The organism is Candidatus Omnitrophota bacterium (genome assembly GCA_028712255.1).
In the GTDB taxonomy this organism is placed as follows: domain Bacteria; phylum Omnitrophota; class Gorgyraeia; order Gygaellales; family Profunditerraquicolaceae; genus UBA6249.
In genome coordinates this window covers 73500-97899 of record JAQTQJ010000002.1, presented here as the reverse complement: position 1 = coordinate 97899, position 24400 = coordinate 73500, and the positions used below count along the sequence as shown (strand labels likewise).

At 37.5% G+C, this 24400-nt stretch carries 24 protein-coding genes; 1 reads left to right on the top strand and 23 read right to left on the bottom strand.

Annotated elements, in window-relative coordinates:
- Positions 1 to 4: 4 nt before the first annotated feature.
- Genes PHC29_01685 through PHC29_01675 form a run of 3 tightly spaced genes read right to left on the bottom strand, consistent with a single transcriptional unit; the run spans position 5 to position 1872 of the window.
- Positions 5 to 673: a DUF5752 family protein gene (locus PHC29_01685; GenBank protein MDD5108210.1), complete on the bottom strand. Its 669-nt coding sequence runs from the start codon at positions 671 to 673 to the stop codon at positions 5 to 7.
- Between the two features lie 2 nt (positions 674 to 675).
- Positions 676 to 1473: a trehalose-phosphatase gene (otsB, locus tag PHC29_01680; GenBank protein MDD5108209.1), complete on the bottom strand. Its 798-nt coding sequence runs from the start codon at positions 1471 to 1473 to the stop codon at positions 676 to 678.
- A 15-nt stretch (positions 1474 to 1488) separates the two neighbouring features.
- Positions 1489 to 1872 carry a CBS domain-containing protein gene (locus tag PHC29_01675; protein ID MDD5108208.1) on the bottom strand — a complete coding sequence of 128 codons (384 nt, stop codon included), beginning with the start codon at positions 1870 to 1872 and terminating at the stop codon, positions 1489 to 1491.
- A gap of 19 nt (positions 1873 to 1891) precedes the next feature.
- Between PHC29_01675 and PHC29_01670 the strand changes: the two genes are divergently transcribed.
- Positions 1892 to 2089, top strand: coding sequence for a hypothetical protein (locus PHC29_01670; protein ID MDD5108207.1), 198 nt, complete (start codon positions 1892 to 1894; stop codon positions 2087 to 2089).
- 37 nt (positions 2090 to 2126) lie between these two features.
- Here the strand turns inward: PHC29_01670 and PHC29_01665 are convergent, their stop codons facing one another.
- The 20 genes from PHC29_01665 to PHC29_01570 form a co-directional block, all read right to left on the bottom strand.
- The gene (locus PHC29_01665; GenBank protein MDD5108206.1) at positions 2127 to 2486 is read right to left on the bottom strand and encodes a cation:proton antiporter; all 360 of its coding nucleotides are present in this window, start codon (positions 2484 to 2486) and stop codon (positions 2127 to 2129) included.
- Between the two features lie 18 nt (positions 2487 to 2504).
- Positions 2505 to 4736, bottom strand: a complete 2232-nt coding sequence (locus PHC29_01660) for a trehalose-6-phosphate synthase (GenBank protein MDD5108205.1) — start codon at positions 4734 to 4736, stop codon at positions 2505 to 2507.
- Positions 4737 to 5096 (bottom strand): mechanosensitive ion channel, encoded by a 360-nt coding sequence (locus tag PHC29_01655; protein ID MDD5108204.1) that lies wholly within the window; start codon positions 5094 to 5096, stop codon positions 4737 to 4739.
- Positions 5097 to 5110: 14 nt separating this feature from the next.
- Positions 5111 to 5299 (bottom strand): hypothetical protein, encoded by a 189-nt coding sequence (locus tag PHC29_01650; protein ID MDD5108203.1) that lies wholly within the window; start codon positions 5297 to 5299, stop codon positions 5111 to 5113.
- A 471-nt stretch (positions 5300 to 5770) separates the two neighbouring features.
- Positions 5771 to 6403 (bottom strand): site-2 protease family protein, encoded by a 633-nt coding sequence (locus PHC29_01645; GenBank protein MDD5108202.1) that lies wholly within the window; start codon positions 6401 to 6403, stop codon positions 5771 to 5773.
- 347 nt (positions 6404 to 6750) lie between these two features.
- Positions 6751 to 7878: a glycosyltransferase family 4 protein gene (locus PHC29_01640; protein MDD5108201.1), complete on the bottom strand. Its 1128-nt coding sequence runs from the start codon at positions 7876 to 7878 to the stop codon at positions 6751 to 6753.
- A gap of 45 nt (positions 7879 to 7923) precedes the next feature.
- Positions 7924 to 8976, bottom strand: coding sequence for a mechanosensitive ion channel family protein (locus PHC29_01635; GenBank protein ID MDD5108200.1), 1053 nt, complete (start codon positions 8974 to 8976; stop codon positions 7924 to 7926).
- A 420-nt stretch (positions 8977 to 9396) separates the two neighbouring features.
- A complete protein-coding gene (gene hflC / locus PHC29_01630; GenBank protein ID MDD5108199.1) occupies positions 9397 to 10356 on the bottom strand; it encodes a protease modulator HflC in 960 nt (319 codons plus the stop codon).
- Entirely contained in the window at positions 10353 to 11354 is a 1002-nt protein-coding gene (hflK, locus tag PHC29_01625) for an FtsH protease activity modulator HflK (protein MDD5108198.1), read from the bottom strand. The genes hflC and hflK overlap by 4 nt, the downstream gene beginning before the upstream one ends.
- Before the next feature lie 200 nt (positions 11355 to 11554).
- Positions 11555 to 14296, bottom strand: a complete 2742-nt coding sequence (locus tag PHC29_01620; GenBank protein MDD5108197.1) for a cation-transporting P-type ATPase — start codon at positions 14294 to 14296, stop codon at positions 11555 to 11557.
- A 132-nt stretch (positions 14297 to 14428) separates the two neighbouring features.
- Entirely contained in the window at positions 14429 to 15019 is a 591-nt protein-coding gene (locus tag PHC29_01615; protein MDD5108196.1) for a DUF502 domain-containing protein, read from the bottom strand.
- Between the two features lie 153 nt (positions 15020 to 15172).
- On the bottom strand, positions 15173 to 15583 hold the full coding sequence (locus PHC29_01610) for a biopolymer transporter ExbD (protein ID MDD5108195.1): 411 nt from the start codon (positions 15581 to 15583) through the stop codon (positions 15173 to 15175).
- 12 nt (positions 15584 to 15595) lie between these two features.
- A complete protein-coding gene (locus PHC29_01605; protein MDD5108194.1) occupies positions 15596 to 16174 on the bottom strand; it encodes a MotA/TolQ/ExbB proton channel family protein in 579 nt (192 codons plus the stop codon).
- 468 nt (positions 16175 to 16642) lie between these two features.
- Complete coding sequence (pyk, locus tag PHC29_01600) at positions 16643 to 17668, bottom strand: pyruvate kinase (protein ID MDD5108193.1); 1026 nt, start codon at positions 17666 to 17668, stop codon at positions 16643 to 16645.
- 85 nt (positions 17669 to 17753) lie between these two features.
- Positions 17754 to 18131 (bottom strand): peptidoglycan-binding domain-containing protein, encoded by a 378-nt coding sequence (locus PHC29_01595; protein ID MDD5108192.1) that lies wholly within the window; start codon positions 18129 to 18131, stop codon positions 17754 to 17756.
- Positions 18132 to 18415: 284 nt separating this feature from the next.
- The gene (locus PHC29_01590) at positions 18416 to 19369 is read right to left on the bottom strand and encodes a phosphatidate cytidylyltransferase (GenBank protein MDD5108191.1); all 954 of its coding nucleotides are present in this window, start codon (positions 19367 to 19369) and stop codon (positions 18416 to 18418) included.
- Entirely contained in the window at positions 19366 to 19977 is a 612-nt protein-coding gene (locus PHC29_01585) for a CDP-alcohol phosphatidyltransferase family protein (GenBank protein ID MDD5108190.1), read from the bottom strand. Before PHC29_01585 ends, PHC29_01590 begins: the two co-directional genes overlap by 4 nt.
- On the bottom strand, positions 19974 to 22673 hold the full coding sequence (locus PHC29_01580) for an AMP-binding protein (GenBank protein MDD5108189.1): 2700 nt from the start codon (positions 22671 to 22673) through the stop codon (positions 19974 to 19976). The genes PHC29_01585 and PHC29_01580 overlap by 4 nt, the downstream gene beginning before the upstream one ends.
- Positions 22660 to 23403 carry a DapH/DapD/GlmU-related protein gene (locus PHC29_01575; protein MDD5108188.1) on the bottom strand — a complete coding sequence of 248 codons (744 nt, stop codon included), beginning with the start codon at positions 23401 to 23403 and terminating at the stop codon, positions 22660 to 22662. The genes PHC29_01580 and PHC29_01575 overlap by 14 nt, the downstream gene beginning before the upstream one ends.
- A 9-nt stretch (positions 23404 to 23412) precedes the next feature.
- Entirely contained in the window at positions 23413 to 24162 is a 750-nt protein-coding gene (locus PHC29_01570; GenBank protein ID MDD5108187.1) for an alpha/beta fold hydrolase, read from the bottom strand.
- Positions 24163 to 24400: the final 238 nt, after the last annotated feature.

Genomic DNA, 24400 nt, shown 5'->3' with positions numbered 1-24400 from the left:
TTTATTATGATATTTTCCTCTCGATTATACGGATAATCTTTTTTCTTAGATCTTCTAATGTGCTCGTATAAGGATCGAAACTTGCGATGCTATTTGCTAATTTTTTGTCTCCCAGAGAATTTTCTATCCAGAACGAAAAATCATTTGTTGGTTTTTCAAGCCTTAGGCGAGCTTCAAAAATATGGAAATAAATAGAATCTATGGTTATTTTATTTAAAACTTCTGTAAACTCTTCTAAATCATAGGCTACATAGTTTGTTGGCAGGACAAAACTTATTGATTTAATAAAATGGAATTCTTCTCCTTGGCGGGCAAACCTCATTTTAGCCAACGGGTTATCATTCAAATAATTCTCAATGGTCGAGGCAATCTTTTCGCGTAAATCACGAATAGTTGAGTATTGTATAGTGTCAATACTAACTAACCTTTCGCCAAGCTCATCTTCTCCCAAAATATCCGTTACCCAGTAAGCAAAGTCATTAGGAGGCTCAGGTGAGAGAAACTGATGCTGCTGCAAGAATCTATGTGTGTGGTGATAAATACATGAACCAGGCACTTCCTTAATAAGAGCTAAGAGTTGGCCTAAGGTATTAGCACGCAATCCGGTAAGTTCCGATAAATGCAATCTCGTGCAAAATTTAAACGGTTCTTTTGCTTTTATTAATTCCGACATAATTAATTATGCTTTAAGTCCGATATTAAGCGTAAAAATTTAGTTACTTCTTCTGTATTCTTTAAATAATAATCAGCATTGGAATCCCCGGATTCTCCCACGAACACCGTCAATCCTTTTCTTTTTAAAGCCTTAAAAACATCTTCATCGGTTACATCATCTCCGATATAAACCGGTAAAACATTCTTCTCTCCCGAAATAAATTGCCGCCTTGCAAGAAGCCACAAAACTACCTTGCCTTTATCCCATTTAATAGGCGGTTTTATCTCATAAACTTTTTTACCGGAATTAACCTTTATATTATCGCCCGCTACATAAGGATTAGTAACTTCAAAAATAATCTTCTCAAATACAGGCATATCCTTCTTACTAACCTTACGATAGTGAATACTCAAAGTCAAACCCTTATCCTCAATTAGTACACCCTTAATGCCTAAAAATCGCTTTTTCATATCCGCGGCAATAGCTCGAATAACCAATTTTAATCGTGGTAAAACCTGGGCTTCAAATTTAATCTTTGGGCCTTCTATTTCTAAACCGTGATTTCCGGAATAAATAACCTCTTTTAAGCCTATAATATTTTTTATATCTTTTAATGACCTGCCGCTAATAATAGCTAATTTGCAATTGAGATTTTTTGATAATTCGCTCAGTAGATCCTTTACCTCTGGCGAAATAGATGCCTCCTCTGGCGTACTGACAATTGGAGCCAAAGTACCATCATAATCTAAAAAAAGTAAAATATAGTTATCGCTTAGATCTTTTTTAATTCCATCCCAGTTTTTAAATAGATACTTCATATTAATCAATGGCCTTCATTTCTCTAAAGATTTAATTTTTTGTTCAATTTCCATCAATCTCGTAGAGATAAATTTGTTTATTATTCTTTTCCCTATAAATCCAACGATTTTTGACTCATCAGTAACTATGGGTAGATATTCAAAATTATGTCTGTCCATATATTCATTGGCTTTACGCAATAAATCTTGGCCCCGTATATTATATGTAATAACGGGTTCCATAATATCTTCGGCTACAACAAGATTTTCCAAATCTTTATGCTTAAAGGCAGCTCTTATGCTTTCCGCGGTTATAATTCCTAATAATCTTTCCTCTTTATCTACAACTGGATAATTATTGTAATCACTATTAGCGAAGGTATCAAGTACGCTATTTAATGATGCATTCCTTAATATCAAAAGAGGATAATCCTAAAGAGTGCCCCCCCCTAACATTACCGCAGCTATACTAGAAGCAAAGGCAAATAAAACTAAAGCCAATCCATCATCCATAGCTACGATTCCCAAAACCATGGTTGTTAGCGGCCCTGCTGTCTTATATCAGAGTACATCTACTGTTGCCGCAGGAGCGGTAGCCGAAGATATAGCCCCCAATAATAACGCCAACACCCAATAATTTACGCCTTTGGGCAAGAAAAACTGCCCCACTAAACCTAAAAAAGCGAAACTAGTATAAAAGCTCCTAATCCTTCGGCAAGCAAAATAAAAGTAAACTGTTTTCCATAACGGCGGAATGACTCTTTCTTAAGTTCTCCGCCAATCATAAAGCCTATAAGCCCTAGAGCAAAATAGCTAAATGGCACAAGTACCTGAATCATGTTTTTTTCTATAATCTTAAAACCGCTCTGCCCAAGTAAAATTCCCGTAACCACATACCCGACCACTTGAGGTATTTTGAACCGCTGAAATGTCCTACCCCCTATGGTTCCTGCAAATAGAATTACCCCCAACAACAATCCATTAAGGTTAGGTATAGTCACATTAGTTAAATGATGAAACAACTGGTTAAACATAACTATTATCCCATACCTTTATTTTAATGCGGTTAATTCTGTAACAATATTCCCTGCCCAGCGATAAACGTTATTCTCGGAAACAATCTTGCGCATATTTTCCATCCGTTTTCTTTTTTCCTCAAGTGGCATTTCTATGGCTAATTTTATAGCATCCGAAAATTCTTCAATTGAGTAAGGATTGATCAGAATTGAATCTGTTAATTCCTTGGCAGCTCCGGTAAAACGGCTCAATATCAACGCGCCGTCAAGGCTGCTTTTTGATGCCACATACTCCTTAGCCACGAGGTTCATGCCATCATGAAGAGAGCTAACAATACATATGTCGGCAAGTGCATAATATGGCTTTATCTCCTCAGGAGAAAAATGTTTTTTTAAATAAACTATCGGACGCCACTCTCCTTCTGAGTATTTCCAATTCTTTTTTTCTACCAATTCATCAACTTCATTCATTAAATCATGGTAATGCTTAATGTGCGTCCTGCTGGGAGCGGCCAACTGGATAAAAACGAATTTGTTTTTATATTGCGGATTTTTCTCTATAAACCTATCCACTGCAAGGATCCGCTCGATTAAACCCTTTGTATAATCAATTCTGTCAACGCCTATGGCTACAATTTTTCCTTCCAATTCAAATTCCTTTTTGATTCTATCCATTTCACCGGCTAAACCTAAATCCTGCTTGCCTTGATTTAAATATCCATCAACGCTTATGGGAAACGCCCTGACAAATGTTTCCTTTCCCAAACGAACGATGCTGAATTTTTCTGTATCAACGCGGGATTCAAGCAACCTATTTGAAGTTTCAAGGAAATTATTGCAGTGGCTTTGCACATGAAAACCAATCAAATCACAGGCAAGCATACCCTCCAAAATCTGTTTATGATACGGACAGGTTGAAAAAACCTCCGGATTCGGCCAGGGAATGTGCCAGAATAAAGCTATTCTTGCATCCGGACGTTTCTCTTTAATCATCATGGCAAGCAAAGTAAAATGGTAATCCTGAATAAATACAAAAGGATTTTTTGCCGGCAATTCCGACAAGATACTATCCGCAAACTTCTGATTTACTTTTTTATACATTTGCCAATCGGATTCTCTGAATAACGGCCTTGTATGCGTCATATGACACAAAGGCCACAATCCCTCATTAGCAAAACCATAATAATAACCTTCCTCTTCTTCTTTAGATAACCAAACTCTTTTAAGAATATACCGGTTATCTCCGGGAGGCACTCCAAGCTTATCTTTTGAATTTACAAATTTCCTATCAGCGTTTCCACTACCATGGCCAACCCATGTTCCTCCACAAGCGCGCAATATTGGATCTATTGCGGTAACAACACCACTGGCCGGCCTAATACACTTTGGCTGCCCGGTAACATCATCAATAACATGCATGTAAGGCTCCCTGTTGGACACAACAAACAGGGCATTCTCTCCCAAGCGGGCGTGAATAAGATCGCGGAGCTTGCTTTCAGTCCAGAGCTCATCTTTCTCAATACGCTCTGTAGCCTTCTGACTTACAACTTTACGCGCCACTCTTAAACTTAAAGCTACCTGCTCAACTTCACTCGCAAGTTTTCCAAGTTCATCTTTTCCTTTAATTGGATACGCCTGCTCGGTTTCCCCTCTTTGAAAATATTGGAACCACTTGGTAAGCCTAACAACGGGCAGGGTAAATATCTGCCTTTGAATCAAAAACATTATCAATACAATTAAGACCAGTAGAGATATTAAAGAGACGCTCAAACGCCTCCAGAGATCAGTCATCGTCGTAAAAACATAAGAAGTATCATAAATGACTTCGACCATTCCTAATATATTACCTTCGTCATCGTTTACAGGAATGATATAGCTATATACCGCATAATCTTTGAAGTTTTCCAAAACTCCGCGGGGAGTTTTACTCGCCAGAATATCCTGAAGATAAGGTTTTTCTTGCTCTTTCCAGTCGGAGAATCTTTCCGTAATCGCAAAAACCTTTCCTTCCTTATCATAAATAATACACCCCTGCAGCCGCTCCCTCTTCTGGAAACTCTCGACAAGGCGGCTTGCGGATTTTAAATCATTATTCAAAAGAATAGTTTTTGCCGAAAAATCAATACTTTCAGCAACAGCTTTAGCCTTTTTTTGGAGATCATCCATCAATTTATCCTGAGTAAAACGGATTTGCATAATGCCAAAAACCGTAAACCCAATGGCTACAATAATCAAAATCGGCAATATAAATATGAGTAGTCGTCTCATTTATTCCTCCTCCTGCTGATAATTTATCGCTCTTATCGGATAAGAAATTACAATGCCCTCTTTGGCATAACGATCATGGAGCCTTTTTATAAATTCATGCTTAATTAAATATTGGCCTACAAATTCCTTTGCCCTCAAAATAACGGTCAGGCTGATATTGGAATCCCCAAAACCACCATAACTAATAAACGGATCAAATTTAGGCACGCCTCCGGGGATTTCTTGCATGACTTCCTTGGCGACTTCACAAGTTATTTGCTCAACTTCTTTTAGGTCGCTTTTATAGTGAACCCCTAAATTTACTAAAACCATCATCTCCTTTTCCGGCAGGTAATAATTGGTAACAATTGCTTTTGTCAATTTCTCATTAGGAATCAATACAACATTATTGAGTCTATAACGATATCATCAATTTGAGTTTTAGTCTGCTTTGACCAGTAACTAAGACGCACAAAGACAATTTTTCCTATAATAAACCCGCAAATTAAAGTTAAGATAATTATTCCAACCGGAACTAAAATTTCAAATAAATTATTAATAAAGAATGCTGAAGAAATGCCCATTTATCGCCCCCTAAAATAAAAAAACCACCCTGCATTAAATGCAAGATGGCGGCCCGACCATCTAAGAAACACCTCCGGAAACAACTTGCTATCTCCGGACCACTTAATTTCTTATTCCTATATTTTTATTATACATCTTTCACAAATTAATACAACCGATTCATTGATTTAATTCAGTATTTAATTGACTTTTTTCTACTACAATAGAGTGAATTATATATAGAAATTTGAGAGTGAACCTCGTAAGGGCGGGCAGGAATACGGCGCAAGGGGAAGACTCTCTAAATACAGGTATAAAAAAGGCTATTGATCGTTAAAGCAGACACTTTCCGATCTAATCAAGAAACTGGAATTCTGGGGACATCATACTTATTTCCGGATTATGTAATATTTCTCTGGAATTATTCTTACTAAGTTTATATAGTAATTGCATTATTTAATTAAATTAATACCTTTATTTCTTATTGAGATTTATCTAAATAAACTAAACAATATGCTAATAATACCGTAAATTAAATTCTGCATAAAGGCTATCACGGAATTCAATATACCGGTAAAAAGCAAAATCACTAAAATAAAAAACCCATATGGCTCTAGGCTCGCTAGATTCTCTTGTGCCTGGTAGGGGAGAAAACTCATGAGTATCTTTGAGCCATCAAGAGGAGGAATTGGTATTAAATTAAAAGCTCCCAGAATAATATTAATCCTTACGACAATAGGCAGGATAACCGAAAAGGCAGAATTAGCATTAATGAAATCAAATTGCAATAAAATCAGCGCAATTACTGCGATGAGTATGTTCGTTAAGCATCCTGCCAAGGCAACAGAGAATAATCCGAAGCGAGTATTACTAAATCTGGAGTAATCTACCGGCACCGGCCTTGCCCAGCCAAATCCTACCAGAAAAAGCATCAGCGTACCTATCGGATCAAGGTGTGACGCAGGGTTAAAAGTCAATCTTCCGTTATATAAAGCTGTATCATCGCCAAAAAGATGCGCCACCCAACCATGGGCAACTTCATGTAAAATAACCGAATAAAGAAGTATGACAGCCAGAATTACAAAAAGAGCCGGATTACTGAACAAAAGCGATATTAATCCCATCTGTACCCCCCTCCTTATATCATTATATCATTATTGCATGGCTTAGGCTATTATACAAGAAAACTTAAGAAAAACGAAATAAGCAAACACTTTCCGATCTAATCGAGAAACCATACCTGACCTATGCTGTACACAGTGCACGTTGCCATGCTTATTAAGTAAATCTCGTTAACAAAGAAGGGCCATTCTATTCTTTTAAAAAATAAAGCCTAGAAGCACCAGTCTTTTATCATAACTAGATACAGAACAATAACTTACTGTTCATCTCTTAAGGTGGACAGTGAGTTATTTATACTTTTTCCTTCTTAAACCGGTTTTATTTTTACAATAACATTAATTTTAAACTTTTAAATCTTACTCTCGATCATAAAACCATTAAGAAGCTTATAAAGGTTATCTTTAAACCTATTATTGCTAATTAATTTATCAGCAATCGCGCTTGCCCTTTTTGAAAGCTTTCTTCTTAAAACACGATTTCTTATCAAAACATCGTATTTTTCGGAAAAATCTCCACTATTGGCGTCAAAAAATAACGCGGCATCCTTAAATTTTTCCAAGACCGGCAGGCGATTTAAAAGCAATGAACTACCACAAAATGCTCCTTCGTGGGTACTCAAAGAAAACGACTCACTTAAAGAGCTATTTATATAGATATCGCTTAAATAATAATACTGAAACAACTCGTTTTTATCCAGATGCCTTTTATAGAAAAACTGCCCGGGAAACCTTCTGCATACGCTTAACAATTTCTTATATAGGTCTTTCTCTATTGATCTCCCAACAAAAAAAAGTTTAAGATGCCGCTGTTTCCTAAGAATCTTGGGCGCTTCCTTTAGCAAAATATGGGCCCCTTTTATTCTCTCAAGCCTGCCTACATAGAGAGAAACTATATCATTCTTTTTAATCTTATGCCTATCCCTTATCTCCTCCATTCTCTTTCTATCTGCACTGAAGGCTTCAATCGTATTTTCAATAACAACCACCTTATCTATAAAAGAAGGGAAATACCTGATAAAATTATCGTATTCATAGGCAGAAGGACAGATTATTCTATCTGCCAATTCAATCATTTTCTCCTGATTATGTAAAAAGTGGTTTAAAGTCCTAAATCCAGATTCTTTCTCTCTTCTTAATATACTATGAAAATGATATATAATCTTAGGCTTTCTTCCTTTTTGCCTCGTAATCTTCTTAAGCTCTTTAGTCCAATTAACAAAATGATGGATTATATAGCCAAAATTACACCAGTCATAATCCCTTAGGAATGAACCAAGATTAGGGTAGTTCTTTATGGAACCATCTGAAAACAGCAGCTTAACGGGATCTTTCCTGGCAAAACCAGAACTTATAAGAACATATGTCTCATAACCCAAAGCCAAAAGAGCATCCCTACTCTGCTCTACAATCTGGCCCACGCCGCCACAGTATGACTTGCCGGTAGGATATTCAAATGAAATAAGAAGTATTTTCTTCATAGATTTTGCATGCCTTTGAACAACTTTAAAATAAATATTATCTAATTATTGTTTAGTTACAAAAAGTGTCTGCGTAGGATAGGCAAACTCTATACCGCGTTTTTCAAACTCCTCTTTAATCGCAAAATTAATCTCTTGTTGAATATCCATATATTTGTTGTAATCGGGATTCAAAACAAAATACACGACTTCAAATATTAGGCTAAAATCGCCGTAGCTGAAAAAATGCGCGCGGTCAAAAGCAACATCCTTAGTGTTTTTAATGATACGCTCAATAATTTTGGGCATTTCTTTTAGCTGGCCAAGAGAAGTTTGATAAGTTACGCCTAGCCGGAATAAGATACGCCTTTTCTCCATAAGCTTATAATTTCTGACCCGTGAATCCGTTAGGTCCGTATTGGAAAATATTACCTGCTCCCCTCCTAAGCTACGTATGCGCGTGGTTTTAATTCCAATATACTCAACTGTACCCATAAAGTCACCGATTATAATAAAATCTCCCAGTTTAAAGGGCCGGTCGAATACTATAGAAAAATAACTGAAGAAATCTTTCAAAAGGGCTTGTGCAGCTATAGCCACAGCAATGCCACCAATTCCTAAACCGGCAATGATTGTGGAGACTTTATAACCGAGGTTATCCAATAAAATTATAACCGCCATTGCCCAAATTAAGAACTTCATCACATTTAACATTCCACTGAGACTTCGCACCACTGTGGTATCTTCTTGCTTTTTTGTTAAATAGATATTTAGGCTATGGCTGACAAACATAACAATCGCCCGCGTGGCAAAAAAGGTAACTAATACTAACTGCAGGACATTAATTACCCCGTTTATCACCAAGGGCATTTTCAAAGTCTTTAGACTCAAATAGAAACAGCTAATGAATAAAGCAGGCAAAACAACTCTCTCGAGAATCTCCGCCAATAAATCGTCAAAAGTTGTAGTAGTCATCCTGGCAAATTTCTTAAGCCGCCCTATAATGAAACGCACAATAACTTTAACAAAGAGTATGCCCAGGGCTAATGTTAATAAAGCAATGATGTAATCTAAAATACGATTACCGAAAAATACCTGCTCCAAAATCTTTAGATTCATAACAACTTACCTCCTATAAATAAAACAAGTATCCAGATAAAAAGATAACCGAACCATGCCCTAACCACCGGCAGATTCAAGCTACCTTAGCTTCACCGTAAAATCAATTAGAGATCTTATTAAAAATGATTTAAAAACATGATTACCAAAGACGCAATTATCGGTGAGATATATACCGAATTTCAAGTTCAAAGGCAATATCTTCCTAATTGGATAAAATATTGGTTCGGTTGCCTTATATAGAAACTGAACTATGAAATTATGCGGATCGAGGCTAACTCAACTAATCAGAGCGCGGATTAAGATTAACCAATAAAATATAGAAAATCCGACATCCAGAATTCACGCTAAGGCGATTAAACAGTTAGATAAAACAAACACAGTATACCCTTTTATCTATAGCGGCAGGATTTTAAGTTTTTATTTATCTAAAGCCTTGAGGTATTTATAGTAATCGCTATCAGTAGTCAAAACCAGTACCGAATTTTCGTCAATGGTGCCTTTATATGTTTCTAATGTCTTAAGAAATGAGTAAAATTCGGGATTCTGGGAATAAGAACCGGCGTAAATATTAATTGCCTCAGCATCAGCTTTCCCTACGATAGACTGCGCCTGCCGGTAAGCTTCTGAAGTAATCAGCTTTAACTCTTTGCCGGTTTGTCCCTCAATCTCGGCAGATTTTCCAAATCCTTCTGATCGGTATTTCTCGGCAGCGCGCTTTCTTTCAGCAATCATCCGGTCATATACCTTATTGCGCACCTCTTCCACATAGTTTATGCGTTTTATGCGTACATCCATAATCTCAATCCCGTATTGCGGAGCGAGGACTTTTGCTTTTTCTAATATGGCGCGAGTTAATTTTTGCCTTCCTGTTTCAATACGTTCCAAAGCTTCTTCACTGACAATAGCATCATCCCCAAGATCCTTACTCTCCAATATACGGTTTGAATCCCTTACCGCTTCAACCAAAAGATTGCCGGTAACGGCGTCTCTGGTAGCTGAATTGATAATATCATTTAGGCGGCTGCTAGCGCTTAACTCATTGCCTACAGACTGTAAAAACTTTAGCGCATCCACTATCTTCCAACGCGCCATTGTATCTACCCAGATATATTTTTTATCTTTTGTAGGTATCTGGTTCGGATCACCATCCCATTCAAGAAGCCTTTTTTCAAAATAATGCGCCTGTTGAATAAAAGGCGTTTTAAAATGCAGGCCCGCGGATGTTATCGGCTCTCCCACCGGTTTGCCAAACTGAGTAATCACTACTTGCTTAGTTTCATCTACAATAAATAACGTTCCGCTTGCAAACGCAAGAAAAATAATTATAGCCAAGAAAGAAACTAATCCTAAGATTGTCCCCAATTTGCCTTCTTTCATTGTTTAAGCCCTCCTTTCTTGCCTATATCTAATAACGGCAATATGGAAGATTGCCTTGGATCAATGATATATTTTTCTTTTGCCTTGGGTAAAACTTCGGCGAGGGTCTCAAGATACAGCCTCTTACGGGTAATCTCTGGAGCTTTTTTATATTCGCCTAAAGTCACCAAGAACCGATCTGACTCCCCCTTAGCCCTATTTATCTTATCGAGGGAATACCCTTCTGCCTCGCGGATAGTCCGTTCCGCTTCTCCTCTGGCCTTTGGTATGGTTTTATTATATGCCTCCCAGGCCTGGTTAATCATTTTTTCTTTTTCCTGCTTTGCCTCATTTACTTCGTTAAAAGCCGGCTTTACTTTATCAGGAGGATTTACATCTAGTAATTTCACTGTAATAACCTGCACTCCTGTTTGATAATCATCCAGAATTTTTTGCATCTCGACTTGGGCTAAATGGTCTATTTCTTCTCTTTTGATGGTTAATACCTCATCCACAGTATAATCTCCCACAAATCGGCGCATAACTATTTCAGAAACATCCCTTATAACCTTAAGGGGGTCACGCACGACAAAAAGCAATTTTATAGGGTCTTTTATCTTAAATTGCACAATCCAACGCACATCAAGTATGTTCAAATCCCCTGTAAGCATAAGAGACTCCTCAAGGTCTGATCCGTAAGAATACCCTGCTCTTGACCCTGTGTTTATGTTTCTAACCCCAAATTCTTCTTTAAAAATCTTTTCTACCTTGATAGGAGTTACTTTGTCAATTCCAAAAGGAATCTTCGTATGCAGCCCTGGCGAGCTTAAACCAAGATATTTACCGAACCTCTGGATTACGCCTACCTCATCCGGGCCTATTGAATAGATTACACCTTTTAGCCCCACAATAAGAATCAGGCCTAATACTATCCAAGGGATATATTTACCATAATTAAGAAACTTCTTTTTGCCTATATCAATTATATCATCCGGATTAGGAATATTCTGCCAATCCATAAAAGACTCCTTTCTTTTAACTTAAACGCTAAAAAATAAAAAACCGACACCTGCGATAATCGCAGATGGCGGCCCGACCATCTAAACCTTCAGGAAGATACTCCTGAACCCATTTTTATGAGACTATAAAATCTTAGCTATATGCAACTATCTTACAATTATTAAGTCCATTGTCAAGGATAATTATAATTCTTGCCCAATCATGGCCGTTTTCGATTTAAGAACCACCTGCGGCCCCACTTTTCCACTTCTATAATACCGTAAATCGACAAGCCTATCAAGAAAATCCGCACCCAAGCATCAAATGAAATCGGCGCGCTATGGAAAAAACGATTCATAGCGGGAGTATAGGTAAAAAGCATCTGTAAACCTATCATGATTAAGACCCCGGAAATCAACCAACGGTTCGAAAATACCCCCAAAGCGAATATTGACTTCGACAAGGAACGGCAATTAAGAAGATAGAAAAGCTCGCCCATGACCAACACGCCGACAGCCGCAGTTCGCGCCTCCGCAATGCTTAGTCTGTTATTTCTTTCATAGAAAAAGAGCCCAAAAACCCCAAGAGCTAAAAGTACGCCTACCGAAATTGTCCGAGAGATAAGCTCTCCTGTCATAATCGGCATTTTAGGATCACGGGGAGGCCGTTGCATCAAATCGGGTTCCTTAGACTCAAAAGCTAACATCATACCCAAACATAGAGCGGTAGTCATATTTATCCAAAGTAATTGAACCGGCGCAACGGGAAGCACAATACCTGCAAAAATGGCAACCATGATAGCAAGGGCTTCGCCTAAGTTTGTCGGCAATGTCCAGACAATGAATTTTCTTAGGTTATCAAAAACGCACCGTCCCTCCTCGACCGCAGCCTCAATTGAAGCAAAATTATCATCGGTTAAAACCATATCCGCAGCTTCTTTGGCAACCTCTGTGCCTGTACGCCCCATAGCAACGCCTATATTAGCTTGTTTAAGAGCCGGGGCATCATTGACGCCGTCTCCGGTCATAGCTACAATATAACCTCTTGTTTGGATCGCTTTAACAAGCCGCAGCTTCTGTTCCGGAGTCACGCGGGCAAAAACACTGACCCGATCAACAGATTCCTGTAATTCCTCATCGTTCATATTTTCAAGTTCGCTTCCGCTCAACGCCACTAGACCTTTAATTGACCCTTCCTCGCCAAGACGACTTTTTAGGTTTAATTGCTCAGCAATGGCTTTAGCCGTTAGCGCATGATCTCCAGTTATCATCTTCACAAGAATTCCTGCGGAATGACAACGCCGCACAGCCTCAATCGCTTCTTTGCGCGGAGGATCTATCATTCCCTGTAGCCCTAAAAAGGTTAGAGACTCAGTAATATCGCCATGATCAATCCTATCTTTCTGCGAAGAAATACTGCCACGGGCAAAGGCAAGCACTCTTAGCCCTCTTGCCGCCATAAGTTCAATCTGATGCTCAACTAGGGCACGTTTCAAAGGACGGATATCGCCATTTTCATCGAGATGATTAGCGCATTTGGCTAAAATCTTTTCTACTGAACCTTTTAAATAAACAACTCCGTCCCCGTTGGGTAAAATATGAAATGTCGCCATGTATTGATATTCCGATTCAAACGGAATAGAATCTTTGCGCGGCAACGCAGGCATACCCTCGGGAAATAAACTCTTCCCTTTACTCGCGGATACAATAAGCGCCGCTTCTGTCGGGTCACCCTCAACCTGAAACACCCCTTTCTTATCCACAATTCTGCTGTCATTACACAATATACCTGCGGCCAGGCATTCCTTAAGAGCTACGGAAGATTTCTCTCCGGGCGTTCGCGAAAGCCCTTGAATAGCGCCCTCAAAACTATATCCCACTCCTGAAACCTGATATGTCTGGCCTGCGCTAAAAATCTCCTGCACGGTCATTTGATTCTCGGTAAGCGTTCCGGTTTTATCAGAACAAATAACGCCGGTACTACCGAGCGTCTCCACTGCTGGCAGCTTACGAATAATGGCACGGCGCTTAGCCATTCTTGCCACGCCTATCGCGAGCGTTATCGTTACCGCCGCAGGCAGTCCCTCAGGAATCGCCCCTACCGCAAGTGCAATCGCAGCCATAAACATTTCCGCAGATGATTTGCCCCGAAGCACACCCACAACAAAAGTAAATGCTGCCAACCCCATGATAACAAATAAGAGGTAACGGCTAAAGTGGGCTATTTTAATTGTAAGAGGAGTTTCTAAATCTTCAGCCGCAGTAATCAACTCTGAGATTCGCCCGACCTCGGTGGCATCTCCTGTGGCGGTAACAATGGCCTTACCCCGGCCATAGGTAACAAAAGTAGAGGCATAAAGCATATTTAATCTATCTGCCAAAACGGTTTTAACATCGAGGGAATCGATTTGCTTCTCAACCGGAATAGACTCACCTGTGAGAGGCGATTCATTAACTTGCATATCCCTACTATAAATAAGACGCATATCTGCGCTAATTTTATCACCGGAAGCAATCATAACCACATCCCCAGGAACCAACTCGGTAGAGGTAATATGCTGTTCCTTACCGTCTCTTAACACAGAAACAGAAGATGTCATAGAGCGAGAAAGGGCTTCAAGGGCTTTTAAGGCCTTGGCTTCCTGCAGAAAACCAACTATGGCATTGATAAGAATGACTCCAAAAATTACCGAAGCATCAACCCATTCTTTTAAGAATAGCGTGGTCGCAGTCGCCGCCAGAAGAATATATATGAGAGGCTGATGAAATTGCAGCAAGAAACGCAGCCACAGGGGTATGCCTTTTTTAGGAGTGATTTGATTTAAACCAAAGCGTTCCTTGCGTTTCCTAACCTCATCCGAAGATAAACCAACAGAAATATCTACTTCGAGCCGCTTAACAGCTTCATCAACAGGCAACGAATGCCAAAATTCTTTAGTAAAATCTAGTATTTCACCAGGCATGCTCTATTCCTTTAAATATTCTTCCGTAAATTTTATAATATTATCCATCATGCCCTTGGATAGAAATTGCACAACTATCTTAAAAATAAAGTGTTATATCTTGTCCATTTCTTTGGGGTAAACATTAGTGAATCATGGCTTAAAAACACCCCCAGAAATAATAATTTTGAAGGCGTCCGCGATAGAGATATCCGGAAAATTTAAATCTTCTTTGGCTACAAAAATAACAACTCCGGTAAATGGCCCGGGAGAAGTAGGCATAAAAATTGATACCATAGCCTTATTTGATATTTGGCTTAATTTCGGGAATTCTTCGTTTGTTAAAAATCCTAAAGACCGTATACCTTTTGAAGGATACTCTACTAAGACCACCTTCTTAAATCCGAATTCTTTTTGCGCTAAAATAAATGAAATAACTTGCTTAAAGGTAGGATAAATATTCCTGATTAAGGGTAAGTTAGAGAACCACTTATCAATAAAAGGAAAAATCCTTTTACCTATATAACGATTAGCTAAAAATCCGACCAAAAGTATGAGTAAAATAAAAATTAGAATACCTAAACCGGGAATATAAAATCCCAGGGTATTTTTGAAATAAACGTTTAAAAACCTACCTAAGATATTATCGATAAAACGGAATGAGGCCACCAAAATATAAACCGTCAAAAAAACCGGTACTACCACTGCCAATCCAGTTATAAAATATCTCCTTAATCTATTCATAAAAGATCCTCATTTTGTCCCCATTCCAAACATCCATTGCCCACAAAAGAAGTGAAGGAATCCCGAATACAAAAAACCAACCAAAGTTTACTAAGGGCTCGGTTTTAAATACTTTCTGTAGAAAAAACGCTAGAATAAATTTTTGCTCTATTCTTATTCAACAGCTGCGATATCAAGTCGGGTGATTCCAATACCACTTAATATATCCAATACACGCACAACATCCCTAAAAGAACGGCGTTTATCAGCGCATAACAGCACAGAAACGTCGAGATTAGCTTTGTATCGTAATAAAACTCTTTCTTTTAGTTCTTTCATAGTAACCAACTCTTTGTTTAAGTAAACGGGGCCGTCGGCACTAATAGTGATGTTAATCTGCCCTTTATCCTTAATGGTAGAGGCATGTTCTGCCTTAGGTAATTTCATATCCAGTTTTTTCCAAGGATTTATGGTATACAAAAGGCTGAAAGATATGAAAAAGAAAATAAACATATTGAGCACGATATCCGTCATTACCACTGATTCCAAACTAATCGTATAATCACGTTTGCCAGAAATATTCATATCCTATTTTCCTTACCGTGTTGACTCATTAGTTTCAGAGAACAATTCTATAAGCTGTATTGTGTGGTTATTAAGACTATTTGAAATGCGCTTAATACAATTAATGAGATAGTTATAAAAAAGATAAAGAGGTATGGCAATAATCAATCCCGCGGCTGTGGTAATCATAGCTTCGTAGATTCCGCCCGCAAGAACATTCACCGTTATATCCGCTCCCGCATGTTCCCAAGACATAAAAGCTTTGATTAAACCTGTTATAGTGCCTAAAAACCCCAAAAGAGGCTCTATGGAAATAACTGAAGCGATGACGCCGAGAAATTTTTCCAGCCTTTCAACCTGATTATTCCCAACCTGTTCAAGAATTTTCTCTAACCTATCCATCGGCAGCAACCTTCTTTCAATGCCCACCTTAAATACGGCTGCAATAGGATGTTTTATGTTCTCTTCGCATAACTGCATAGCAGATTTAATATCGCGGGATTTTATATTTCTAAAAATCTCCTGCACAAATTCATAGCTATTCAAAGTACTCATTTTTCTAAAAACCCAAAGCCTTTCCAAAACTAACGCCCAGCCGATTATTGAACCCATTATTATGGGTATCATTACAGGACCGCCCTTAACTATTAATCCCCACATTTTTACATTCTCCTTTTGTATCCCGCATAAATTAAATAAAAAACCTAAAAATAAATACTCTACCCATATTATTTTTTTAAATTTATGAGGTTAGTGATTTTGGCTACCAAAACCAAACCACAGTCTTCTGACCTTCTGACGGACTCAGGCTGAGTAATCCTCTGCTTCGAGAATGTTCACCCTAAACATTTAATTCCTCCGTTTGTTTTAAAACCTAGTTTTATACAATAGAAACTTTAACAATTAGGCTAATTTATCAAAATAGTAAATCAAAATAATATTCTATTCAGCCAAATTAAGTCGTCAAAAAACCAACACTATCACTGCTAGCCCGGTTATAAAATACTTTCTTAATCTGGTCATCATGAGCTCCTTGTCTACCTAGACAACACTCGCGCAATACCAATTAGCGCGAGGTATCTATTCTGAAGCTTTCTTTTCTTTTAAATAACCTTCCGTAAATTTTATGATATTATTCATCATAGCAACCGTTTCAACCGGGTATTTACCCACGGCTGATTCTGCCGAAAGCATCACAAAATCAGTGCCGTCGATTATGGCATTTGCCACGTCCGTTACCTCAGCGCGGGTAGGCCTAAGATTTTCAGTCATGCTCTCAAGCATCTGGGTTGCGGTAATAACAAACTTTCTTGCACGGTTACATTTTTTTATAATCATCTTTTGGATAACGGGTATTTCATAGATGGGCAGCGATACCCCCATATCTCCGCGCGCTATCATAATGCCATCGGAAACCTTAATTATTTCATCGACATTCTTTATGCCCTCCCTATTCTCGATTTTAGCGATAATCTTAATCTGAGAGCTTTCCCCGAGAACCCCTCTTACATCCATTATATCCCTCTTTGTGCGCACGAATGACTGGGCGATATATTCCACGCCATGTTTTTCGCAAAAAGATATATCCTGCATATCCTTCTGGCTTATACCACCGAATTCAAGCCTTGCCTCCGGGATATTTACGCCCTTATGCTCCTTAAGCAGGCCGCCGGTTATCACCTTGGCCTTAAGTTTGTTTTTAGCCCTACCGATCACTTCTAAACCAATATTTCCATCATCGATGAATATCCGGTGGCCGTTCTTAATACTGATTAGCGGGCCGCGGTAATCCAAAGGTATAATTTCATGCGATCCTTTTATGTTTTGCTGAGTAAGCCATACAATCCGGCTTTTTTTAAGCAAAGCTGGAGCAACGAGCTCTCCTATCCTTATTCGATGCCCCTGAAGATCGCCTAGAAGCTTTATGTGCCTACGGTATTTCGCGTTTAATATCCGAATGAAGCCTATTCTATCAAGTAACTCCCGCGGTTTACCGTGCGAGAAGTTCAAACGGGCGACATCCATGCCGGCAAGAATCATTTTTCTAAGTATCCTCGCCCTTGATGATGCCGGGCCAAGCGTGCAGATTATCTTAGTTTTAACCATAGAATCCTTTCTCAAACAAAATCCTAGAACTAAACCGAATACTAGATTATCGCTCTATACTATTGCGCTTTTACCTTTGCTTTCATTATTCAGATAAATATTTATTTAGCTCCATCGATGTTCTCTTGCCTACAACACCATCTGCCTTAAGATTATGTGCTTTCTGAAATTTTATGATAGCACTCTTAGTCTTGGGCCCGATTTTACCGTCAACCGCTCCTTGATAAAAACCGGCGCTTTTTAATGCCCTTTGAATTTGCTTCGCACTTAAGTTAACAGGAACGGAATATGTTGTGCTTTTGGCTGGCTGGACATCTTCATAATCCCAAGAAGAAGTATTTTGTTGATATGTTTGCGAAGGCCACTGATAGTCTGATTGCTGCGTTGTTTGTTTCTTTACGCCTGTCGCGCAGCCTCCTATAATTAGGGTTAATAAAATAACTCCCATCATTCTCATTAACATGGCCTCTCCTTTCAATAAAAAGCGGACATCCTGAATTAGTTTTACAAAAATTCCCGGAATATGATCGAACCAATTTAATGTTTTCAAAGGATACATGAAAGCAAAATAATATACAAGAGCTCCCACTAAAAGAGCCCCTAATGTTTTCTTTAAATCAGCCTTTAGAACAACTCCCGTTAAATAAACGTCAGGAGCTAAGAAAAAAATAGTAGCCTGAAAAAATCCCCATAAAAAAAATAATCCTAATCAAGGGAGACCCCCTCTTTATTGAAATCACACAATTATTATGATAAGTGAGAGTAATAAAAAAATACTACAATGTGAAAGAATACAGGCGCAGTAAAACATAGAGAGTCAACACGATCTAGCATTCCACCGTGGCCTGGAATCAGTTGTCCGAAATCCTTAACACCTGCATCTCTTTTAACGGCAGACATAACCACATCCCCACAAAAACCAACAATCGCAATAATAGCTCCTATTACAATAGCGCTGGCTACTGAAAAAGGAGTTAAAAATCTAAACACGGCACCAAGAATCATCGCTGAAAAAACCCCACCTAAAAATCCCTCCCACGTCTTTTTAGGACTCACCAATGGCAGGATTTTATGTTTCCCCAAAATCTTACCCCAAATATATTGAGAAACATCACCCAACTCGGTCATTAAAACGAGAAAGAAAACCAAGGAGGTTCCGCTAACCTTAATACCAGAAAGTTGTGGTAAAGTTAAAAGATAGGCAATGTGGCCCAAACCAAATACAAATGCCATAATACCCCATTGAATCCTGGAAGCCGCCGCTAAAAAGCCTTGCATTTCTCCGACCAAAACCAGACGAACTGGAAGAAATAAAAACATATAAACAGGAATAAAAATCAAGAACATACCATACCACTGTGTGACAATCCAATAATATTGAATAGGTATGGTTAAAAATGCCCAAAAAATAGCGCGTTGATCAACCAATCTCGTTTTAAAAATGGAAAAATATTCTTTCAAAGCTAAAAAACTTAAAAGAGCGAAAAAAACGATTGAAATATTACGGTTCACTGACATAGCTGTAAGAAAAACTACGGCCATAATCCACCAAGCCTTTATACGATTACCAAGTTCGGCCCAGTCAGTATCTGGACGAATCTTCTTTAAAATATAAAGAATAGCTGAGGCAGGTATCAATAAAAATAAAACAATGATTCCGCCTTGCTGTGTCAACGTAAGAGATAAAAAGAGTTCTTTCATCCTTGCTCCCTACTTTTTAAACTATGACGGAGTCTATTCCAACAGGTTAAAATACTTAAGAAAGAAACTCCATAAAAAAAATAGCTCCACAATTTAAATACTGAAGGGAAAATAAAAGAAATAACCGCTAGTAAGCCAACAAAAAAAGCTCTATCGCTTTTACCCATCGGCCCGTCATAACAACGGCCAACCCCCAGAGCTTGTCCTAAAACTCCACAGAATTCTGTTAAAATAGCTAAAATAACGAAAAGATATATAGCCCATAATACACCAGGGTAGAAAACAATTAAAGAAAGATAAAGAAAAATATCAGAAAGGATATCTCCTGTTTCATTTAAGACAGCGCCAAGACGAGAAGATAAATTAAATTGTCGAGCCATCATTCCATCAATTGCGTTTAAAGCCATCCTAATGAATAACCACATAGGTAAAATTAACAAAATCCAAGCACGATCTTTAAGAATAATGGAAAAAATCGCTACTAAAAAAGATCCTAAAAGCGCCATAAAAGTAACAATATTAGGAGTTACCCCTTTTTTGATAAGATATTGCATAGTTGGTTGTAGAATTTTTTGAAAACGCGGTTTTAAATCGTAAACCGTAATCATTTTCCTCGCCCTCTTTCTTTTAATTTAACTACTTCATCAAAAGATACCTTAGAAAGATAAACATATTTTTCGTAATTATTTACAATATTTGATAAATCCATTTTATCTGGGTATATAGCCTTCCCAAATATTATTTCAATCTTGCTTGGCGAAGGAAAAGCTTTCCCTTTTGGCATAGCCCTAAAAGCACCTTCAATATAAACTGGTAAAATTGGAACATTTAAATTTAAAGCCAAAGATCCTAATCCAGGTTTAAACGGCTGTAATTGATCAGACATGACTCTTGTGCCTTCCGGGAAGAGAATTATCGAACAATTGTTTTTAACAAGGGCCTCACATATCTTTAATCCTTTTACAAAATCTCCCATTCTTTCGAAAGGAAACGTATTAAATAATAATTCTATTATTGCTCTACGATATTTCTTAACATAAAAATAATCTTGTGCGGCAGGAGCAAATACGTTTTTCATTTTCTCATAAGGCAAACTGGTCATAATTAAAGGAAAATCCAATAAGCTGGTATGATTTGCAGCAATAATAAATGAACCATTACGAGGTATATTTTCTAACCCAAATACGGTTTTATTAAAATAAATCTTAAAAAAGGACTTAAAAATAAAATATGCGGCATCATGTGTTAACTTGAATTTTACCCTTTTATTTACAAAATCATTAACCTCTTTATTTTCTCCTTCCTCATCACCACTCCTACCAGCTTTATATTCTTTAGCAAATTTTATTAAATCTCCAAGAGTATTAATTTCATAACTCAAACTATCCGGAATATTAATGCCGAGTTCTTTTTGTATACTTGTCAAAATCTCTACTTTCATTAGAGAATCAACCCCTAAATCATTATAAAGTGCTGCATTAAGAGTTATTCTCTCAGGAGAAATCTTTGCTAAATCAGAAATTATTTTTCTTAATTTTAAGGTAAAATCATCTTCCATGATCTGGGTAGATTCAATAAATTCTTCCTTTTCTGTCTCTACTCCAGCTTTCGAAATAAGCTCCAACAGAACCTTCCTTTTTATTTTACGCGTTGATGTCTTTGGCAACTCATCATAAAAAATATCAAAATTCATTATTCTTTTATATTCAGCCAAATTTGCTCCCAACCTTAATATCTCAGAATTGATCTTTTCCCTAACAAACTCTTTATTTACTCTATTTTCTTTATCAAACATATCTAAATTTGGGACAACAACTGCATAAACTTCTTCACAACCTTTTCTTATTCCTTGCTGGGCAACCTTTCCTAAAACACATATTTCTTTTATATACTGGCTGGCCGACATTACTTCTTCAATCTCTTCTGGAAATACCTTCTTCCCTGAACCTAAAACTATCAAGTTTCTTATTCTCCCCGAAATGAATAAAAAACCATCCACATCAAAATAACCAATATCACCAGTATGAAACCAGCCTTCTTTTAAAACTTCTTTTGTCTTTTCTTCGCTTTTATAATAACCTTTCATGACATTCGGACCGCAAACGACAATCTCTCCATCCTTACCACCAGTTTCGTTATTTGGAATAATCTTTACATCAACTCCAGGCAAAGGCTTGCCGACAGATCCATATTTGCAATCTTCAAAATTATTAACTGTAATTACTGGAGCTGTTTCTGTTAAACCATAACCTTGCAATATCCTAAAACCCATAGCGTTGAAATTAAGTTCTACAATTGCATCTAACGGGGCGCCTCCGGAAACAAAACCACGTATATTTGATCCAAATTGCTTATGTATTGACATAAATAAAACTTTACCAACTCGTATATGAAATTTTAGCAAAAATCTTGAAATATTAAGTAAGGTTTTAACAAATAGCCTTTTAATTTCCGGCAGATCATATATTTTATTCATTATGCTATTATGAAACATCTTCAAAACAAGAGGAACGCAAATCATAACTGTCGATTTTGTTTCGTTCATCAATTGAAGGATATTTGTAGGTTTTAAACTATCACAATAAGTTACTGTCGCACCCGCATACAGAGGGCCAAGGAGACCACCTGTTAACTCAAGCATGTGATTAAGAGGCAAAATGGATAAAAACTCATCCTTGTCATTAAAATTAATCAAATCGTGTAAAGAGGTAACTTCGAACAATAAATTCTTATAAGTTAGTTCTACGCCCTTAGCAACACCTGTTGTCCCGGAAGTATAAACTATTACTGCAACATCATCTTCCTTTATTTCTCTATACGTAACTTCCTTTTCGGAAACTTTGAAATCTTTCAATAGTATTACATCTTCTTTTGCATCATTATCTAAACAAATAATATGTTCAATAAATTTAAGCTTTGGCCTTAGCCCTTTAATCCTTTCCAAAAACTTATTGGAAATAAAAATACACTTAGCACCAGAATCATTAATAATAAATTCTACTTCTGCATCACTCAATTTCACATCCATTGGAACAGTAATGCCAGCGCAAGAAACAATGCCAAAGAAAGCGATGGCCCATTCAGGCCTACTTTCAGACAAAATAGCTACTCTATTTCCTCGATCTACTCCCAATTTTTTTAAATTATGAGCGGTATCTGCGGTCCGCCTCCCAAGATCAATATAAGAAAGAGCCCTAAACTTACCATATTCTTTGATCTGTAAAGCAGGGATATCAGAAAAACGCTGGTTAATTGCAACCATAAGATCAATTATCTTTAAATCTTTAAAGCTAACGTTGGGCATTATCAGTTTCCTCTTTATGATGATGAGGCTTAAGCTGCTCGGCGGGTACACCAAAATACACCGCCCTCGATTCAACTTTGGTATTTTTCAAAAGGACTGCGCTTGCACCAATGATTGCATTATCACCAATCTCGCATCCCGGCATAATTGTAGCGTGAGAACCAATGGTTACATTTTTCCCAATTTTTACTCTTTTAAGTTTAAGAATACCTCGTTCTACCACATGCCCAATAATAATTGCACCGCCTCCGACTACTGTATTATCGCCAATCTCAAGAAGAGTGGCATCAAATACGAATTTTGAATTTATTTGAACATTTTTCCCTAGCTTAGCACCTAAAAGTCGCTGCAACAAATTAGCAAAGGGAGTAAGAAGAATAAAATCAACGAAGGTAAAATTAATAAAAAGATACAGGGCACTAACAAAAGCCCATTTTAAAGCCATCGGAGAAAAAATTGGATAATTTCCCTCTTTAAGTCGTAAACCTAAAATCGTCCTTGTTAAGCCTGCAAGTATAATCATAGAAAAACCAAAAACAAAATATCCCCCAGCTAATGAAAATCCTAAAAGCGCATAACGGCTAATCGGCTGCATTAACAGGCCTGCATTCCAAGCTTTTAAAACAATAGCAATACTGGGAATTAATGCTAAACCAAAATATACTGTTCCAATAATATACATAACCAACGAGAAAATAAGTTGGCCAATAGTAATAAATATACTTTTCACTATATCTCCTTATGTTAATGTTTCCTGAAACCAATTTTTAGTTTCAGTCATAAATTGCGTGAAATAATCTCTTATTAAATATTCCGCATGTGGCCCGCCTTTAATAATGGCCATCCTTTTCTTAGACTGCGTTTTATCATAAAGCGCTTGAGAATGCCATGGCTTAATCACCCAATCCCTGTCTCCGTGAATATATAGGATAGGAATTTGTATTTTAGCTACATTATCAATAGGCTTTTCTTTTTTAAGCCAAAATGGCCCGAGACGAAATCCTCTTCCTTTAAGGCCTTCGAAAGTAAACAAAGTATATGCTAAGTCACCTTTTAAATCCAACTCCCAAAACTGATAATCAATTTTGTTAGGATCTGATACAGAACTTACACATATAAGCGAATCGACCCGTTTATCGTACGCTAAGGTATTGATAGCTACGCTTGCTCCAAAAGAAAAAGCGAGCATGGCTATTTTCTTATATTTTCCATCCATATAGTCCAGCGCTACTTCTAAATCTATACCCTCTTTACTTGTCCATGAAAAAAATCCACTGCTCTTCCCGTGCCCTCTAAAATCGAACATAAATATATCATAATCATCATACAGAACCTCAGCGAATTTCTTTAATATTACGGCGTCTTTACTATTATAAAAACCGTGAACTATAATAACTACTTTATCGTGACCAACCTTATAATGACAATACGCTATCTTTTGATGATCCGATGTTAACAAAGTACCAGATAATATAGATGGCATTAACATATAGTTAAATATTTCTCCAAATTCACTTGAAAGGTCATTTCTATAATTATAGCATTAGTTTTTAGAGTTTATACTCTAATCTTATATGTATTTAGTGTATTTAGACCTTTTCTTAACTTTTTTTGAAGGGGTGAATCCGTAAAAACACCTAGGAATACGGCCGATATACAACTAATAAACGCAATACCCTAACTCCAGAAACATCGCAACATAAAAAGACCTACAACCGCTATTGAAA